Annotated in this window: 9 protein-coding genes, 1 tRNA gene and 4 rRNA genes; all 14 read left to right on the top strand. The window is 58.9% G+C overall.

The annotated features are described in order from the left end of the window. Nucleotides 1-62: 62 nt before the first annotated feature. The 14 genes from OIL88_01615 (at nt 63) to OIL88_01550 (ending at nt 17931) form a co-directional block, all read left to right on the top strand. A complete protein-coding gene (locus tag OIL88_01615; protein HJI71076.1) occupies nt 63-326 on the top strand; it encodes a TIGR03905 family TSCPD domain-containing protein in 264 nt (87 codons plus the stop codon). Continuing rightward, complete coding sequence (locus OIL88_01610) at nt 326-1537, top strand: twin-arginine translocation signal domain-containing protein (GenBank protein HJI71075.1); 1212 nt, start codon at nt 326-328, stop codon at nt 1535-1537. The genes OIL88_01615 and OIL88_01610 overlap by 1 nt, the downstream gene beginning before the upstream one ends. Nucleotides 1538-1690: 153 nt before the next feature. Continuing rightward, nucleotides 1691-2413, top strand: coding sequence for a response regulator transcription factor (locus tag OIL88_01605; GenBank protein HJI71074.1), 723 nt, complete (start codon nt 1691-1693; stop codon nt 2411-2413). An 11-nt stretch (nt 2414-2424) separates the two neighbouring features. Beyond that, nucleotides 2425-3990, top strand: a complete 1566-nt coding sequence (locus OIL88_01600) for a HAMP domain-containing histidine kinase (protein HJI71073.1) — start codon at nt 2425-2427, stop codon at nt 3988-3990. Nucleotides 3991-4108: 118 nt separating this feature from the next. Then, nucleotides 4109-4987, top strand: a complete 879-nt coding sequence (locus tag OIL88_01595) for a phosphoribosylaminoimidazolesuccinocarboxamide synthase (protein HJI71072.1) — start codon at nt 4109-4111, stop codon at nt 4985-4987. After that, nucleotides 4988-5563: a hypothetical protein gene (locus OIL88_01590; protein HJI71071.1), complete on the top strand. Its 576-nt coding sequence runs from the start codon at nt 4988-4990 to the stop codon at nt 5561-5563. Nucleotides 5564-5652: 89 nt separating this feature from the next. After that, nucleotides 5653-6933 (top strand): aminopeptidase, encoded by a 1281-nt coding sequence (locus tag OIL88_01585; protein HJI71070.1) that lies wholly within the window; start codon nt 5653-5655, stop codon nt 6931-6933. A gap of 28 nt (nt 6934-6961) precedes the next feature. Continuing rightward, nucleotides 6962-7037, top strand: a tRNA-Lys gene (locus tag OIL88_01580). 193 nt (nt 7038-7230) lie between these two features. After that, nucleotides 7231-8028, top strand: a complete 798-nt coding sequence (locus OIL88_01575) for a conjugal transfer protein TraX (GenBank protein ID HJI71069.1) — start codon at nt 7231-7233, stop codon at nt 8026-8028. An 889-nt stretch (nt 8029-8917) separates the two neighbouring features. Continuing rightward, nucleotides 8918-10423, top strand: a 16S ribosomal RNA gene (locus OIL88_01570). 397 nt (nt 10424-10820) lie between these two features. Beyond that, a 23S ribosomal RNA gene (locus tag OIL88_01565) occupies nt 10821-13794 on the top strand. Between the two features lie 145 nt (nt 13795-13939). After that, nucleotides 13940-14055: ribosomal RNA gene (rrf, locus tag OIL88_01560) — 5S ribosomal RNA — on the top strand. The 16S, 23S and 5S rRNA genes sit together here, the layout of an rRNA operon. A gap of 249 nt (nt 14056-14304) precedes the next feature. Continuing rightward, the gene (locus tag OIL88_01555) at nt 14305-15999 is read left to right on the top strand and encodes a phospho-sugar mutase (protein ID HJI71068.1); all 1695 of its coding nucleotides are present in this window, start codon (nt 14305-14307) and stop codon (nt 15997-15999) included. A gap of 426 nt (nt 16000-16425) precedes the next feature. Beyond that, nucleotides 16426-17931, top strand: a 16S ribosomal RNA gene (locus tag OIL88_01550). The last annotated feature ends 302 nt before the right edge of the window (nt 17932-18233 follow it).

Here is an 18233-nt window from a genome sequence, read left to right as displayed (position 1 = left end):
GTTGCATTTAGGGAAAGACGGGGATAATAGTCGTCTCGAATAACATTCTGAGAGGGGATCGCATGATTTCGTTTGATTACAAGCCGCAGGGTGTGTGTGCTCGCAATATTCACCTTGACCTTTCCGATGACGGCAGCAAGGTGCTGGGCGTTGAGTTTACCGGCGGCTGCGATGGCAACCTCAAGGCCATCTCCAAACTGGTCGAGGGCGCTCCTGCCGACCGTGTGATCGAGGTTCTTGCCGGCAATACCTGCGGCATGAAGAAGACCTCTTGCGCTGATCAGCTTACGCGCGCTATCGAGGCCGCTCGCGCCGAGATCGCCTAATGGGTATCGCCGACCACATCAAGAACGGAATATCGCGCCGCGGCTTTGTGCTCGGCGGAGTTGCCGCGAGCGCTGCCACGGTGCTTGCCGGATGTTCGAAAAAAACAGGCACCAGTGATGATGCCGCTGGCGAGCCGCAGGTTATCAAGGACGATTCGAAGATTGTCTCGATCACTGATGAGTACGAGGCAGTTGACATCGATCTTGAGCCGGCGGCATCGTGGACGCTGCCGCTGGGCACGTTGCTGTACTACTGCGATGGTGACTATGCTGCGGCAATGATGGCGCCCGCATCGGCACTGCACGCCAACACACTCGGTGTGCTCAACCTGGGCGATGGCTCGCTTACCACATTAATTGAGAATCCTATCGAGGGCACGGGATATGCTTTTTACGATGTCCGTGCCGGCGACGGCGTGTTTGCGTGGGTTGAGATGAACTTTGCCAGTTCATCGTGGAAACTCTACGCTCAAAATCTGTCGGGCGCTTCGCTCTCTGGCGACGTGGTTGAGCTCGATCGAGGTGGCAAGGACTACGATCCGCCACTGTTTACGGCGTTCGGGTCATCAGCCATCTGGTATAAAATGCCTTCGGCAGGCGGCAATAAAACGAGTAGTGATTCGTTTTGCTATCGTCGCTCGCTTGATGAATCCAAGGCCGAGACAATTTGGAAATCGACGGGCCGCTTTGCGTCGGCCCCGCGCGTGAGCGACGGCATTTTGACCATCTCGCCGCGTGTCCGCAACGACGAGGGCGTCTACTACGGCATAACGGCAATCGATCTGACCGATGGCAACAACACCAAACGTGCCCAGCTAGTCCTTCCCTCGTCAGTCTCGCCTTTCGAGGCCGTATATATGGGCGATACCTTCGTGTTTTCTATCGAGGCGACCTATAGTGGCGTGGGCAGCCTGGGCAACATGGGCACGTATATCGGTAATGAGGGAGGGCCATACCTCTTCCTGTCCCGCGAGCCACTCGCATGTGCTGCCGGCAAGAAGAATAAATATCTCGTTAAGGTACAGGCATCGCATTTTCTCATCGACACCTCTGCCAAGACCTATGGCTCGCTACTGTCGCCCGACCGCGCTTTGGAATATGGCGATTATCCAGCTACGGCGGGAAAATCGGACTCATTTCTTACGTACGCCACGGTGCGCAACAGCCAGGGTATACCCGAGACGGTCACCGCACGCCTATTCTCTCTTTAAGCTTAGAGGGGTTAAAAAGGCGCCAACAGGGGAATAAACGCGTTGTAATTGTGAGTACCGCCCGCCGAGCTGCCGCGTCATAGTGGCATCCGGCGGGCTCAGGTGCGTTAAAATGGGCTTGTTCTTAGCTGATTGAGACAGGGGGGCCGTGTTATGGCTTCAGATGCAAAAAAGATTCTGCTGGTCGAGGATGAGAAGGCAATCCGTGACGCCGTCGCTGCCTATCTCGAGCGCGAAGGCTACTGGGTTGTGGGTGTCGGCGACGGCCAGTCCGCGATCGAGGAGTTCGAGAAGCATCAGTTCGACCTGGTCGTGCTCGACCTTATGCTCCCCAAGATCCCCGGCGAGCGCGTTTGCCGCACCATTCGCGATACCTCGGATGTCCCCATCATCATGCTGACTGCCAAGGGCGAGATCGAGGACCGTATTATCGGTCTTGAGCTCGGCGCCGACGACTATCTGATTAAGCCGTTCTCGCCGCGCGAGCTTGTCGCGCGCGTTCGCGCTTTGTTCCGCCGTGCCCATCAGGCCGACGAGCCAGCCGTCGAGGTACTCGACTTCGGCGATCTGGTCATCGATATCTCGGGCCACAAGATCTTGGTCGAGGGCAAGGAAGTCGATCTGACGGCTTCCGAGTTCAAGCTGCTCACCACGCTTGCTCGTCATCCCGGCCGTGTCTACAACCGTATGGAGCTGGTCGAGAAGGTGCTTGGGTACGACTTTGAGGGCTATGAGCGCACCATCGATAGCCACGTGAAGAACCTTCGCGCCAAGCTGGGCGATGATCCCAAGAAGCCCAAGTGGCTCTACACCGTTCATGGTGTCGGCTATCGCTTCGAGGCTCCGGCCAAGACCGATAAGTCGGACGAGAAATAGGGAAATCACATATGACACCTGCGCGCTTTGAAATCGGACAAAAGCACAAGCAGGAGAGCGAGGCGGGTTCCAAGGCTAGTTGGAACACGCCTCGCTCCGATTCAAGGCCAACGATGAGCTATCCCTCGCGCATGGCACTTGCTTTTGCTCTGACATCGCTCATGACGGTATTGGTGCTGGTGGGCGTGGTCTCTGTTGTGTGGGGCACGGTCTTTTCGGATTACACGCGCTCCAATATCGTCGAAATCGCAAATTCCGCTGCCGAAAAGCTTGCGACGTCGTATGAGGAAAACGGCAATTGGACTGCGGGCGAGCTACGTACGGTCGCGACATCGAGTTTGGTGTCCGACGATTTGGGTATGCAGGTCGTCAACAAGAAAGGCGTTGTCGTTTATGACGACTCATGGCCTTCGGCAAGCGCGACCGCCGATGTGCGCGAGAACGAATCGCCGTCGAGCAGCTCGAGCGGGAAAAAAGCATCGCATAGTCCGGTCTCGTCGGCTCCCACCGGCTCCGATAGCGTTGCAAACGTCGAAATCATAACGTCTTCCGGCGAGCATGTCGGACAAGTAAAGCTGTGGGCCATCGGCTCCGATGCCTTGCTCACCAAGGCAGATTCTGCGTTTAGGGAGAAGACCTTTAACGCCATGGCCCTTGCTGCGGTTGTTGCAGTTTGCATTTCGGTCGTTATCGGATCACTCGTGTCGCGCATGCTCACCAAGCCGATTCACCGTATTACCAGCACGGCCAAGCAAATTCGCGATGGCGATCTGTCTGCTCGTACGGGCTTGCGCGGCGATGACGAGATCGATCAACTGGGCGAGACATTCGATGAGATGGCCACTTCGCTCGAGAAGGATATGAAACACGAGAAACGTTTGACCTCGGACGTGGCTCACGAACTTCGCACGCCGCTTATGGCCATGCTCGCAACGGTCGAGGCCATGCAGGATGGCGTATATCCTACCGACGATGAGCACTTGGAGACTGTTGCTTCCGAGACGCGTCGCCTGGCTCGTCTGGTGCAGCAGATGCTCGACCTGTCGCGCATGGAAAACAGCACGGCTCCGCTCAACCTTGAGCCGGTGGACATGGTTCCTTTCGTGCGTTCCATCGTCAATGCCCAGGAGCGCCTTTTTGTCGACCGCGATCTGCGCTTGCGCTTTGCTGACGAGACCCAAGGTCACGACGATGTCGTCGAAGCCGATCCCGACATGATCACACAATGCGTCATCAATCTCATGAGCAACGCCATGCGCTACACCCCCGAGGGCGGTTGGGTCGTGGTGTCGGTGCTCAGTGACCGCAAACACGTCAGCATCGCCGTTTCTGATACCGGCATCGGTATTGCCAAGGATGACTTGTCGCGCATCTTCGGCCGTTTTTGGCGCGCCGATGCCAGCCGTGCCCGTGAGGCGGGCGGTCTGGGCGTGGGCCTCGCCGTGACTAAACAGATCGTCGAGCGCCATCACGGCTACATATCCGTGGAGTCGGAGCTTGGAAAGGGTACGACTTTTACGATTCATCTGCCTCGCGAGCACACGGCGGACGCGGCATCTACTACAATGGAGCACTAGCTTTTCGCTATTCGGTGAAGGAGGGGTTTCGTCCCTGCCGCTCCGAGTTTGCGAAAACGTGCGGGAAAGAACCCGCATTACTGTCGTATTTTGGTAAGGAGTGACTCACGTGACAACGATGGAGCGTCGTCCGGATTCCCGTGGCAAGGTTCGTGATATCTACGATGCCGGTGAAAACCTGCTGATGGTCGCCACCGACCGCATTTCTGCGTTCGACTTCATTCTTCCCGACGAGATTCCGTTTAAGGGAGAGGTGCTCAACCGCATCTCGGCATTCTGGTTCGATAAGTTTGCCGACATCGTTCCCAACCACCTCGTTTCCATCGACCCGGCGGATTTCCCTGAGGAGTTTGCTGAGTATCGTGACTACCTCGCCGGCCGCGCCATGCTGGTTAAGAAGGCCCAGACGATTCCTATCGAGTGCATCGTCCGCGGCTATCTGACCGGTTCGGGCAAGAAGACCTACGACGAGAACGGCACCGTCTGCGGCATCCAGCTGCCTGAGGGCCTGACCGAGGCTTCCAAGCTTCCCGAGCCGCTGTTTACGCCGTCCACGAAGGCCGAGATCGGTGACCACGACGAGAACATCTCGTTCGAGCGTTGCTGCGAGATCGTGGGCGAGGACATCGCCACGCAGATTCGCGACCTTTCCCTCAAGATCTACAAGGCTGCCGCCGAGTATGCAGCGACCCGTGGCATCATCATTGCCGACACCAAGTTCGAGTTCGGTGTCATCGATGGCAAGGTCACGCTGATCGACGAGTGCCTCACGCCTGACTCCAGCCGTTTCTGGCCTGCCGCCAGCTACGAGGAGGGCAAGATTCAGCCCAGCTACGACAAGCAATTCGTCCGCAATTGGCTCAAAGCCAACTGGGATATGACGGGGGAGACCCCGCACCTGCCCGCCGAGGTCATCGATGGCACGTCCGAGCGCTATCGCGAGGCCTTCCAGATCATCACGGGCTCCCAGTTCACAAGCATGAAGGAGAACGCATAAGTGAGTACCCGTAGCGCCACGAACAAGCGCACGCAATCCCACGAAGTTACCGGGGTTGCGCGCAAGTCCGCCGCATCTGCTAAGCCCGCCCGCCAGGCAGCGAGCTCCGTTCGCGTCGTGCCGGCATCATCCAAGGCACGCCGCAAGGAGCTCGAGAAGGGCGAAAACCTGGAAGGTCTTTCCAAGGAGGAAAAGCGCGCCCGCAAGGCCAAACAGCGTGCCCGCGAGGATCGCATCTACACGGTGTCGAATATCCTCCTCAAGCAGGATGAGGACTACACCAAGCGCCGTCGTATCTGGTGGGCCGTGCTCGCCATCGGCATGGTACTCGTCGTGGCAATTTGGGCTTCGCTCTACTTCGCTCCCGGCGGCACGGTGTCCAGCCCCGTCCAGATGGTCGGCATCGTTTTGTCCTATGTCATCATCCTGGGTGACTTTATCTACGACTTCGTTCGTATCCGTCCCCTGCGCAACATGTACCGCACGCAGGCCGAGGGCATGTCCGAGAACAAGCTCAACGCTCTTATTGAGCGCGCGGCTGCCGAGGAGGACAAGAAGGACTCCAAGAAGAAGTAGCGTTTGTATTCATACATATCGCTAAGATATAAGGCGCGTCGTTTTAGCGGCGCGCCTTTTTACTGTTCTATAGATAGATGGAGTGGCACATGATTCGAGCTGCCCTGACGGTCGAAGAAGCTCTGGAGGGCATGAAGGCCCTGGAGCCCAAGATTAAAAACTATGCGCGCCTGGTTGTCCGCAAGGGCGTAAACGTCAAGCCCGGCCAGGAGGTTGTCGTTCAGTCTCCGGTCGAGTGCGCGCCCTTTGCCCGCGTGGTGGTCGCGGAGGCTTATGCCGCCGGCGCTGGTCACGTGACGGTCATTTGGGCCGATGATGCCGTGACGAGGCTCACGTACGAGCATGTCGATAAAAGCTATTTTGAGCAGACGCCCGAGTGGAAGCGCCTGCAGCTGGATTCCCTGGCCCAGGACGGCGCCTGCTTTATCTTTATCGAGGGTGCGGACCCTGCCGCCCTTAAGGGCATCGATCCCGCCAAGCCTGCTGCAGCTTCTAAGGCAAGGAATACGCAGTGCAAGGTCTTCCGCCGTGGACTGGACTACAACATCAACCCGTGGTGCATCGCTGGCGCTCCGGTCGTGGCATGGGCGCGCGAGGTGTTCCCGGGAGACGCCGATGAGGTTGCAATCTATAAGCTGTGGAATGCGATTCTGCACACCGCTCGTGCCGATGGCCAGGACCCGGAGAGCGACTGGGAGCTTCATGACGCGGCATTCGAAAAGAACCTGCGTTTCCTGAACGACAATCGTTTTGACCGCCTACATTACACCGCGGCAAATGGAACCGATCTGACGATTGGCATGACGAAGGGTCACGAGTGGGCCGGCGGCAAGGGTAAGACGCCCGATGGACACCCCTTCTTCCCCAACATCCCCACCGAGGAGGTCTTCACCTCGCCTGATCGTATGCGTGCCGACGGTATCGTGTATTCGGCTATGCCGCTCATTCACCACGGTAACAAGGTTGACGATTTTTGGATTAAGTTCGAGGCCGGCCGCGTAGTGGACTACGATGCCCGTGTGGGCAAGGCGACGCTTGCGAGCATTATTGACACCGATGAAGGTGCCGCTCATCTGGGCGAGGTCGCGCTCATTTCCAAGAACACTCCGATCCGCGAAAGCGGCGTTCTGTTCTATGACACGCTCTATGACGAGAACGCTAGCTGCCATCTCGCGCTAGGTGTCGGTTTCCCCGAATGCATCGAGGGTGGGTACGACATGTCCAAGGAAGAGCTCCTGGAGCATGGCGTTAACGTCTCGAGCGCGCACGTCGATTTTATGATCGGCACGGACGACATCGATATTAAGGGCATTACGCCTGATGGACGTGAAGTTGTGATTTTCCAGAACGGCCAATGGAGTTGGGAATAGTCCCAGACCGTGGTACAATGCCACCCGCGGGCCGTTAGCTCAGCTGGCAGAGCAGGGGACTTTTAATCCCAAGGTCCAGGGTTCGAACCCCTGACGGCCCACCATAGAATAGAAAAGCGACTGGCGGATGCCGGCCGCTTTTTTATTGCCGCGCCACGGGTTCGAACCCGTCGGGGCGCGGAGCTGAGTAAACGCGTGAGCGTTTGCCAGCGCAGCGCGCAAGGCGCGAAGCGCCGCAGCGGCCGCCTGCGGAGCAGGCTGAACCCCTGACGGCCCACCCAAAGAAAGGAAAACGAAATGAAAACAGATAGATACGGAATTAGCGGCAGCACATTAAAGATAATAGCGGCCATTTCGATGGTTCTCGATCATGTAAGCAGGATCGTCCTGACCAATGGAATCATGACTCACGCATCGTACAATCAGATATCAGACGAGCAGTGGGCGATTCTAAGCGAGGCTTCGGATGTGCTTCATGTTCTTGGCAGAATTGCATTTCCCTTATTTTGCTTTTTGATAGTTGAGGGATTTTTGCATACTCATGACATAAAGAAGTACCTGCGAAATATGCTTGTCTTCGCAATCATTGCGGAGCCCATATACGATTTCGTTCAAACCGGGCAACTCTTTGACCTTCGGCAACAAAATGTTATGTGCGAGCTCCTGCTTTCCTTGGTCTTTTTGATTATTCTGGAAAAGATACAAAGTCTTTCAAAATGGAAGAGGCACATCGCAGAAATTGCTCTGATTGTTTTGACAGCACTGGCAGCTGAATACACTAAACTAGATGGCGGCGTGTATGGCATTCTGCTTGTGGCTGCATTCTATTTATTCCACGACAGCAAGGCCAAGATGTTCTTTGCTGCAGTATGCGCAGTGCTCCTTTCGTCATGCCATATAGTTGGCGGCGGATTTGAGTTTGCTACAGCTAATGTATTTAATCCTGATGTTGCTGCCGCGGTCGTTTCGTTGCTGCTTATCAATCTTTATAATGGCAAGCGAGGGCTGAAGCTGAAATACTTCTTCTACATTTTCTATCCGGCACATCTTGCTCTGCTTTATGGTGTCTCACTTATTGTTTTGAACTGTCTTTAATAACTCTCAAACAAGTCTCTGAAAGCAGAAACAAACTGACCCTAAGACTGCTTGTGAATTTCCGGAAGACCTGAGAGATGCGAGGATAGACAACGAGGGCTGCAGAAAGATGCTTCTCAGTTCTCTGGCGGATCGCACGTATCTGTATGAGGATCACTTCCGCACACTCATTAATAACAGTGATAAACACGGCAGATCCTCAAAACATGAGGCTGCGAAGGTCGAACGATGCTTCGAAAGCATGAATGGCACCGAGAAAACGAGTTCGGAAGCATCTTCTGGATGCTCCACCATAGAATAGAAAGCGATCGACTCCGGTTGGTCGCTTTTTTGTTGCCGCGGCACGGGTTCGAACCCGAACTTCTCTATATATAAGAACGCTTGGCGAACAAAATCTGCCTTTTACCGACGGGAAACAAATAGCTGATGCTTTTGGAGTAAAGTGGCGCTCCAGAGATGACCGATGCCTTAACACCTTTAAACCAGCTGGTCATCGCCAATATCAGAAGCTGCTGCTTCGAATACGGCCTCAGTGAAGCAACTGAGGGTTCTATTCATTTGTGAACAAAATATGGAGTGCTGGATTCCCGCCCCCGGGGGCCCTCCGGTCTGGCAATATATCTCCTTGCCGCGCGGCCCGGTCGAACCGGATGGACCGCGGGGCGTGCACCTTGAGAACCGGATACTGCGAGGATGGACACACCAGATGTGTCGCATCCGGGCAGACATCGAACCATTTGAAATGGTCTAACTTGGATTTGTTTTTCGCAAGGCCGCCGAGAGGCGGCCCCGAGAAATTCCTTTTCCTATCTAATAGAACCATATGAATCGAACGGAACCGATCAGCGAATGACTGAGAGGACCGGACGGGCTCGAAGCCCATATATTTTGGACGGAGAGTTCGATCCTGGCTCAGGATGAACGCTGGCGGCGCGCCTAACACATGCAAGTCGAACGGCACCCACCTCCGGGTGGAAGCGAGTGGCGAACGGCTGAGTAACACGTGGAGAACCTGCCCCCTCCCCCGGGATAGCCGCCCGAAAGGACGGGTAATACCGGATACCCCGGGGTGCCGCATGGCACCCCGGCTAAAGCCCCGACGGGAGGGGATGGCTCCGCGGCCCATCAGGTAGACGGCGGGGTGACGGCCCACCGTGCCGACAACGGGTAGCCGGGTTGAGAGACCGACCGGCCAGATTGGGACTGAGACACGGCCCAGACTCCTACGGGAGGCAGCAGTGGGGAATCTTGCGCAATGGGGGGAACCCTGACGCAGCGACGCCGCGTGCGGGACGGAGGCCTTCGGGTCGTAAACCGCTTTCAGCAGGGAAGAGTCAAGACTGTACCTGCAGAAGAAGCCCCGGCTAACTACGTGCCAGCAGCCGCGGTAATACGTAGGGGGCGAGCGTTATCCGGATTCATTGGGCGTAAAGCGCGCGTAGGCGGCCCGGCAGGCCGGGGGTCGAAGCGGGGGGCTCAACCCCCCGAAGCCCCCGGAACCTCCGCGGCTTGGGTCCGGTAGGGGAGGGTGGAACACCCGGTGTAGCGGTGGAATGCGCAGATATCGGGTGGAACACCGGTGGCGAAGGCGGCCCTCTGGGCCGAGACCGACGCTGAGGCGCGAAAGCTGGGGGAGCGAACAGGATTAGATACCCTGGTAGTCCCAGCCGTAAACGATGGACGCTAGGTGTGGGGGGACGATCCCCCCGTGCCGCAGCCAACGCATTAAGCGTCCCGCCTGGGGAGTACGGCCGCAAGGCTAAAACTCAAAGGAATTGACGGGGGCCCGCACAAGCAGCGGAGCATGTGGCTTAATTCGAAGCAACGCGAAGAACCTTACCAGGGCTTGACATATGGGTGAAGCGGGGGAGACCCCGTGGCCGAGAGGAGCCCATACAGGTGGTGCATGGCTGTCGTCAGCTCGTGTCGTGAGATGTTGGGTTAAGTCCCGCAACGAGCGCAACCCCCGCCGCGTGTTGCCATCGGGTGATGCCGGGAACCCACGCGGGACCGCCGCCGTCAAGGCGGAGGAGGGCGGGGACGACGTCAAGTCATCATGCCCCTTATGCCCTGGGCTGCACACGTGCTACAATGGCCGGTACAGAGGGATGCCACCCCGCGAGGGGGAGCGGATCCCGGAAAGCCGGCCCCAGTTCGGATTGGGGGCTGCAACCCGCCCCCATGAAGTCGGAGTTGCTAGTAATCGCGGATCAGCATGCCGCGGTGAATGCGTTCCCGGGCCTTGTACACACCGCCCGTCACACCACCCGAGTCGTCTGCACCCGAAGTCGCCGGCCCAACCGAGAGGGGGGAGGCGCCGAAGGTGTGGAGGGTGAGGGGGGTGAAGTCGTAACAAGGTAGCCGTACCGGAAGGTGCGGCTGGATCACCTCCTTTCTAGGGAGATACGTTCTTAGAGAGACAAACTTTAACTCGAATAGAGGGCAGGAGCCCGTCCGGTGGATGTCGCCCGCGATGAAGTCCCCGCAGCACCCGGTCCCCGGGGTCGCACCCGCGTACCTTGAGAGCCGCATAGCGATAGGAGAGAGATGGAAGATCATTCTTCCAGACTCGATTCTTTTCTGCGATTTATCAGACAGAATGATAGCAATCATTCATCCGATCCAAACAAGAAGAATTCACTTATAAATGAGTGAGGAGCATCTGATCGCGAGCACAGTCAACTACTGTGCCGCGGTATGAGATACCCGAATTGCGACATACGAGCGCTATTCATGATATCGATTAATTAATTTTAGCGACACGTGGATATCCCGCGGGCCCGAGAGCGGTCCCGCAAGATACCACGGGCGCACGGCGGATGCCTTGGCACAGGGAGCCGATGAAGGACGCGGCAAGCTGCGATAATCCCCGGCGAGGAGCACACATCCTTCGACCCGGGGGTCTCCGAATGGGCGAACCCATCCGTAGCAGTACGGATATCCCGACCCCGAACACATAGGGGCCGGGAGGACAACCCGGGGAACTGAAACATCTAAGTACCCGGAGGAGAGGAAATCAATCTCGAGACTCCCCGAGTAGCGGCGAGCGAAAGGGGACCGATGGCCAAACCGTCGAGCGGGCATACCCGGCAGGGGTTCCGCCGACGGGGTTGCAGGGCCGCGCATCCGGGGGCTGCCGCCCCCGGGCGCAGGTCCGGCTGGGGAGCGGAACGGCATGGGAGGGCCGGCCGCAGCGGGTGACAGCCCCGTACGCGAACCCAGACCGGACGGCGCGACGCGGTCCCTGAGTAGGGCCGGGCACGTGAAACCCGGTCCGAACCTGGGTGGACCACCATCCAAGCCTGAGTACTACCCTGTGACCGATAGCGCACCAGTACCGTGAGGGAAAGGTGAAAAGCACCCCGGGAGGGGAGTGAAACAGTACCTGAAACCGTGCGCCCACGAGCAGTCGGAGCAACTTTTCAGTTGTGACGGCGTGCCTTTTGTAGAATGAGCCAGCGAGTCGCTGGCGCGGGGCGAGGTTAACCGAAAGGGAGCCGGAGCGAAAGCGAGCCTTAACAGGGCGACTTGAGTCCCGCGCCGCGGACGCGAAGCCGGGTGAGCTATCCGTGGGCAGGCTGAAGCGGGGGTAAGACCCCGTGGAGGGCCGAACGCACGTCGGTTGAAAACGGCGGCGATGACCTGCGGATAGGGGTGAAAGGCCAATCAAACCCGGAGATATCTCGTTCTCCCCGAAATAGCTTTAGGGCTAGCGTCGCGCGTTCACCGCCGGAGGTAGAGCACCGGATGGACGAGGGGGCTTCGCCGCCTACCGAATCCAACCGAACTCCGAATGCCGGCGGCCCAGAGCGCGGCAGTCAGAGCATGTGGGCTAAGCTGTGTGCTCGAGAGGGAAACAGCCCGGACCGCCCGCTAAGGTCCCCAAGTTCCAGCCGAGTGGCAAAGGATGTGCGTCCGCCCAGACAACCAGGATGTTGGCTTAGAAGCAGCCATGCATTCAAAGAGTGCGTAACAGCTCACTGGTCGAGTGGACATGCGCCGACAATACACGGGGCTAAGCTGGACACCGAAGCGGCGGGATTTTGACTTTCAGAATCGGTAGGGGAGCTTCCCATGGGCGGCGAAGCCGCCGGGCGACCGGCGGTGGAGCGCATGGGAGTGAGAATGCTGGCATGAGTAGCGAGAGACGAGAGAGTAACTCGTCCGCCGTGAACCCGAGGTTTCCTGGGCAAGGCTAATCCTCCCAGGGTCAGTCGGGGGCTAAGGCGAGGCCGGGAGGCGTAGCCGACGCGCAGCAGGCAGACATTCCTGCACCGCGCACGCGGCGCTACGACCGACGGGGCGACGGATGGGGGTGGCTCGGCGGGGTTCTGGACGTCCCCGTGATGGAGCGCGGCCCGCGGACCAGGGAAATCCGGTCCGCACGAGGGCGAGGCTCCGGACGAAGCGATCAAGCGAAGCGAGTGAGCCCGAGGTCCCTAGAAAAACCCCTAGGCAGGCGCGTGCGCGCCCGTACCGCAAACCGACACAGGTGGGTGGGTAGAACATACCGAGGCGATCGGGTCAACCATGGTCAAGGAACTCGGCACAATGGCCCCGTAACTTCGGGAGAAGGGGTGCCCGCGCGTACGTGAACGGACTTGCTCCGGGAGCGGAGGCGGGCCGCAGTGGAGAGGCCCAAGCGACTGTTTACCAAAAACACAGGACTCTGCAGAAGCCGCAAGGCGACGTATAGGGTCTGACGCCTGCCCGGTGCCGGAAGGTCACGCGGAGGAGTTAGCCGCAAGGCGAAGCCCCGAAGCCAAGCCCCGGTAAACGGCGGCCGTAACTATAACGGTCCTAAGGTAGCGAAATTCCTTGTCGGGTAAGTTCCGACCTGCACGAAAGGCGCAACGACTTGGGCGCTGTCTCGACCATGGACCCGGTGAAATTGCACTGGTCGTGAAGATGCGACTTACCCGCGGAAGGACGGAAAGACCCCGTGAACCTTCACTGCAGCTTGGCATTGGCCGCTGGTCCCGCGTGTAGAGGATAGGCAGGAGGCACAGATCCGGAGGCGCCAGCCCCCGGGGAGCCGCCCTTGGAATACTGCCCTCGCGCGACCGGCGTCCTAACCCGAGGCCGTCAACCGGCTCGGGGACCGTGCCAGGCGGGCAGTTTGACTGGGGCGGTCGCCTCCTAAAGGGTAACGGAGGCGCGCGAAGGTCCGCTCGGGACGGTCGGCAACCGTCCTTTTGAATGCAAGAGTACAAGCGGGCTTGACTGCGAGGCCCACAAGCCGAGCAGGTGCGAAAGCAGGCTCTAGTGATCCGGCGGCCCCGAGTGGGTGGGCCGTCGCTCAACGGATAAAAGGTACTCCGGGGATAACAGGCTGATCTTGCCCAAGAGTCCACATCGACGGCAAGGTTTGGCACCTCGATGTCGGCTCATCGCATCCTGGGGCTGGAGCAGGTCCCAAGGGTACGGCTGTTCGCCGTTTAAAGCGGTACGCGAGCTGGGTTCAGAACGTCGTGAGACAGTTCGGTCCCTATCCTCCGTGGGCGCAGGAGAATCGATGGAGGCTGCCCCCAGTACGAGAGGACCGGGGTGGACGCACCTCCGGTGAACCGGTTGTCGACCAACGGCACGGCCGGGTAGCCGCGTGCGGCGCGGATAACCGCTGAAGGCATCTAAGCGGGAAGCCGTTCCAGGGATTAGTTCTCCTTCCGGTAAGGGCCCAGGTAGACTACCTGGTCGATAGACGGCAGGTGCAAGGCTGGCGACAGCCTCAGCCGAGCCGCACTAATCGCCCGAGCTCTTCCGGAACCGCACCTCGCGGCCCGCGGGACTGAGCGCTCATGCGCGCGGTCCGGGCACGAGGATGCCCCCGAGTCACCTCTCCTATGCGCCATGCGGCCCCCAGGGCACGTGAGTAGACACCGGACACCGTAACGGTGGGCGCCGCCCACCGGTCAGCGGCCAGAGCATGGGGGGCACGCCCGGTCCCGTTCCGAACCCGGAAGCTAAGCCCCATCGCGCCGAGAGTACTGCGGGGTCAGCCCGTGGGAGGCCAGGGCGCCGCTGACCGGTGGACGGCACCGAGCCGTCGCAACGGACTGAAGAAGGGGGAGGCCGCGCGGCCTCCCCCCTTTTTTTACGTTACAGATGACATTCTCTAAGCAATTTAATCAATCCAATCATCCACCGGTGAATATAAACGTTCACCGTTCTGTGGCCGGTTCTCTGTTCTCAATGGACTAATATTTGCTTTAGCGCGCTGATGCGCTTGTCCTGTTTTATACGGGTTGTTTTATTGATTGTGACGGAAGGACTCACATGGCAGATGTTCATGAGCTGCTTGATACTTGGATTGCCAATGTCAAGGACGAGGAGCTCCTCGCTGAGCTCAACACAATGAAGGAGCAGGGTGACGAAGACGCCATCACCGACGCTTTCTTCCAAGATCTCGCCTTCGGTACCGCCGGTCTACGTGGCACTATCGGTGCAGGCACTAACCGTATGAATATCTATACGGTCGGTCGCGCGACGCAGGGTTTTGCTGACTATCTCAATGCGACCTTCGAGCATCCGACGGTTGCCATCGCTCGCGATAGCCGCAATAAGGGCGAACTGTTCGTTAAGACGACGGCTGCCATTCTTGCGGCAAACGGCGTGACTGCTCTCGTGTATCCTAAGATTTCCCCCGTGCCGACGCTTTCCTGGGCCGTCCGTGACCTTAAGTGCTCCGGTGGCATTTGCATGACCGCTAGTCATAATCCAGCGCCTTATAACGGCTATAAGGCCTATGGCCCCGACGGCTGCCAGATCACCAGTGAGGCCGCCGATGCAATTTCTAGGGCTATCGCCGAGACCGATACGTTTACCGGCGTGAAGTCCATGGACTTTGATGAGGCTCTTGAGCAGGGTCTGGTTAAATGGATCGATGACTCGTGCCTCGAGCGTTATTATGACGCCGTTCTCGCCCGCGGCGTGACTAACCTTTCTGCCGAGGAGATTGCCGGCGCACCGCTTAAGCTCGTCTACACTCCGCTCAACGGCACCGGCCTCATTCCCGTCACGACGGTGCTCGAGCGCGCTGGCATCACCGATGTCACGGTTGTTCCCGAGCAGAAGGAGCCTAACGGCGATTTCCCGACCTGCCCGTATCCTAACCCCGAGATCCGTCAGGCCATGCAGAAGGGCATCGATCTCTGCGAGCAGGTTCACCCTGATCTGCTGCTCGCAACCGATCCCGACGCCGACCGTGTTGGCGTTGCCGTCAAGAATGGTGATGACTACCTGCTGCTGACCGGTAACGAAATGGGCGTCCTGCTGCTCGACTATATTTGCAAGACCCGTGCCGCCCGCGGCGAGGATCTCACCAAGAAGGTTGCCGTTACTACTATCGTTTCTTCCGCTATGGTTGACGCACTGGCCGACGAGTACGGCTTTGAGCTCCGTCGCTGCCTGACGGGCTTCAAGTACATCGGTGACATCATTACCTCGCTTTCCGATGCTGGCGAGGTCGATCGCTTTATCTTCGGTTTCGAGGAGAGCTACGGCTATCTGGCCGGCGACCACGTGCGCGATAAGGACGCGGTGAGCACTTCGCTTCTGATTTGCCAGATGGCGCAGTATTACAAGCTGCAGGGTAAGAACCTTGCCGACGCGATGCACGAGCTGTACGAGAAGTATGGCTACTATCACAATAAGACGATTTCGCTGAGCTATCCGGGTGCTGAGGGTGCGGCAAAGATGGCCGGCATCATGGCCGGTCTGCGCGAGAACCCGCCCGCGGAGCTCGCCGGTTCCAAGATTGAGGCCGTCGTTGATTACAACACCTGCGTGAACGGCCTGCCGAAGGCTAATGTTATTGAGTTCGATCTTGAGGGTGGCAACAAGGGTATCGTTCGTCCTTCCGGCACCGAGCCCAAGATCAAGCTGTACATCTTCGCTAAGGGCGCGGATGCCGCCGAGGCAGATGCAGCACTTGACGCGATCGAGGAGTCCGGTCGCAAGCTGCTGGCATAAGGTATTTAAGAGTCTATTGCTATAGATAGGCAAAAGAGGGGATCTCGGAAGCGAGGTCCCCTCCTGTTTTTAGCCAGCCAGCCGAGAGTGCTTATATGTGTAGGAAATGTGTGCACCCAGATTCCCGCCCCCGGGGGCCCTCCGGTCTGGCAATATATCTCCTTGCCGCGCGGCCCGGTCGAACCGGATGGACCGCGGGGCGTGCACCTTGAGAACCGGATACTGCGAGGATGGACACACCAGATGTGTCGCATCCGGGCAGACATCGAACCATTTGAAATGGTCTAACTTGGATTTGTTTTTCGCAAGGCCGCCGAGAGGCGGCCCCGAGAAATTCCTTTTCCTATCAAATAGAACCATATGAATCGAACGGAACCGATCAGCTAATAGTTGTGAGGACCGGACGGGCTCGAAGCCCATATATTTTGGACGGAGAGTTCGATCCTGGCTCAGGATGAACGCTGGCGGCGCGCCTAACACATGCAAGTCGAACGGCACCCCTCTCCGGAGGGAAGCGAGTGGCGAACGGCTGAGTAACACGTGGAGAACCTGCCCCCTCCCCCGGGATAGCCGCCCGAAAGGACGGGTAATACCGGATACCCCGGGGTGCCGCATGGCACCCCGGCTAAAGCCCCGACGGGAGGGGATGGCTCCGCGGCCCATCAGGTAGACGGCGGGGTGACGGCCCACCGTGCCGACAACGGGTAGCCGGGTTGAGAGACCGACCGGCCAGATTGGGACTGAGACACGGCCCAGACTCCTACGGGAGGCAGCAGTGGGGAATCTTGCGCAATGGGGGGAACCCTGACGCAGCGACGCCGCGTGCGGGACGGAGGCCTTCGGGTCGTAAACCGCTTTCAGCAGGGAAGAGTCAAGACTGTACCTGCAGAAGAAGCCCCGGCTAACTACGTGCCAGCAGCCGCGGTAATACGTAGGGGGCGAGCGTTATCCGGATTCATTGGGCGTAAAGCGCGCGTAGGCGGCCCGGCAGGCCGGGGGTCGAAGCGGGGGGCTCAACCCCCCGAAGCCCCCGGAACCTCCGCGGCTTGGGTCCGGTAGGGGAGGGTGGAACACCCGGTGTAGCGGTGGAATGCGCAGATATCGGGTGGAACACCGGTGGCGAAGGCGGCCCTCTGGGCCGAGACCGACGCTGAGGCGCGAAAGCTGGGGGAGCGAACAGGATTAGATACCCTGGTAGTCCCAGCCGTAAACGATGGACGCTAGGTGTGGGGGGACGATCCCCCCGTGCCGCAGCCAACGCATTAAGCGTCCCGCCTGGGGAGTACGGCCGCAAGGCTAAAACTCAAAGGAATTGACGGGGGCCCGCACAAGCAGCGGAGCATGTGGCTTAATTCGAAGCAACGCGAAGAACCTTACCAGGGCTTGACATATGGGTGAAGCGGGGGAGACCCCGTGGCCGAGAGGAGCCCATACAGGTGGTGCATGGCTGTCGTCAGCTCGTGTCGTGAGATGTTGGGTTAAGTCCCGCAACGAGCGCAACCCCCGCCGCGTGTTGCCATCGGGTGATGCCGGGAACCCACGCGGGACCGCCGCCGTCAAGGCGGAGGAGGGCGGGGACGACGTCAAGTCATCATGCCCCTTATGCCCTGGGCTGCACACGTGCTACAATGGCCGGTACAGAGGGATGCCACCCCGCGAGGGGGAGCGGATCCCGGAAAGCCGGCCCCAGTTCGGATTGGGGGCTGCAACCCGCCCCCATGAAGTCGGAGTTGCTAGTAATCGCGGATCAGCATGCCGCGGTGAATGCGTTCCCGGGCCTTGTACACACCGCCCGTCACACCACCCGAGTCGTCTGCACCCGAAGTCGCCGGCCCAACCGAGAGGGGGGAGGCGCCGAAGGTGTGGAGGGTGAGGGGGGTGAAGTCGTAACAAGGTAGCCGTACCGGAAGGTGCGGCTGGATCACCTCCTTTCTAGGGAGATACGTTCTTAGAGAGACAAACTTTAACTCGAATAGAGGGCAGGAGCCCGTCCGGTGGATGTCGCCCGCGATGAAGTCCCCGCAGCACCCGGTCCCCGGGGTCGCACCCGCGTACCTTGAGAGCCGCATAGCGATAGGAGAGAGATGGAAGATCATTCTTCCAGACTCGATTCTTTTCTGCGATTTATCAGACAGAATGATAGCAATCATTCATCCGATCCAAACAAGAAGAATTCACTTATAAATGAGTGAGGAGCATCTGATCGCGAGCACAGTCAACTACTGTGCCGCGGT

The sequence above is a fragment of the Coriobacteriaceae bacterium genome (assembly GCA_025992855.1).
GTDB lineage: Bacteria > Actinomycetota > Coriobacteriia > Coriobacteriales > Coriobacteriaceae > Collinsella.
The sequence above is the reverse complement of the archived record's forward strand: the minus strand, read 5'-3'. Positions and strand labels throughout refer to the sequence as shown.

Bases quoted from the DNA above. Each gene is read 5' to 3' on its own strand.
- OIL88_01615 (HJI71076.1), top strand. From the start codon at position 63: ATGATTTCGTTTGATTACAAGCCGCAGGGTGTGTGTGCTCGCAATATT.
- OIL88_01610 (HJI71075.1), top strand. From the start codon at position 326: ATGGGTATCGCCGACCACATCAAGAACGGAATATCGCGCCGCGGCTTT.
- OIL88_01600 (HJI71073.1), top strand. From the start codon at position 2,425: ATGACACCTGCGCGCTTTGAAATCGGACAAAAGCACAAGCAGGAGAGC.
- OIL88_01575 (HJI71069.1), top strand. From the start codon at position 7,231: ATGAAAACAGATAGATACGGAATTAGCGGCAGCACATTAAAGATAATA.
- OIL88_01605 (HJI71074.1), top strand. From the start codon at position 1,691: ATGGCTTCAGATGCAAAAAAGATTCTGCTGGTCGAGGATGAGAAGGCA.
- OIL88_01555 (HJI71068.1), top strand. From the start codon at position 14,305: ATGGCAGATGTTCATGAGCTGCTTGATACTTGGATTGCCAATGTCAAG.
- OIL88_01585 (HJI71070.1), top strand. From the start codon at position 5,653: ATGATTCGAGCTGCCCTGACGGTCGAAGAAGCTCTGGAGGGCATGAAG.
- OIL88_01595 (HJI71072.1), top strand. From the start codon at position 4,109: ATGGAGCGTCGTCCGGATTCCCGTGGCAAGGTTCGTGATATCTACGAT.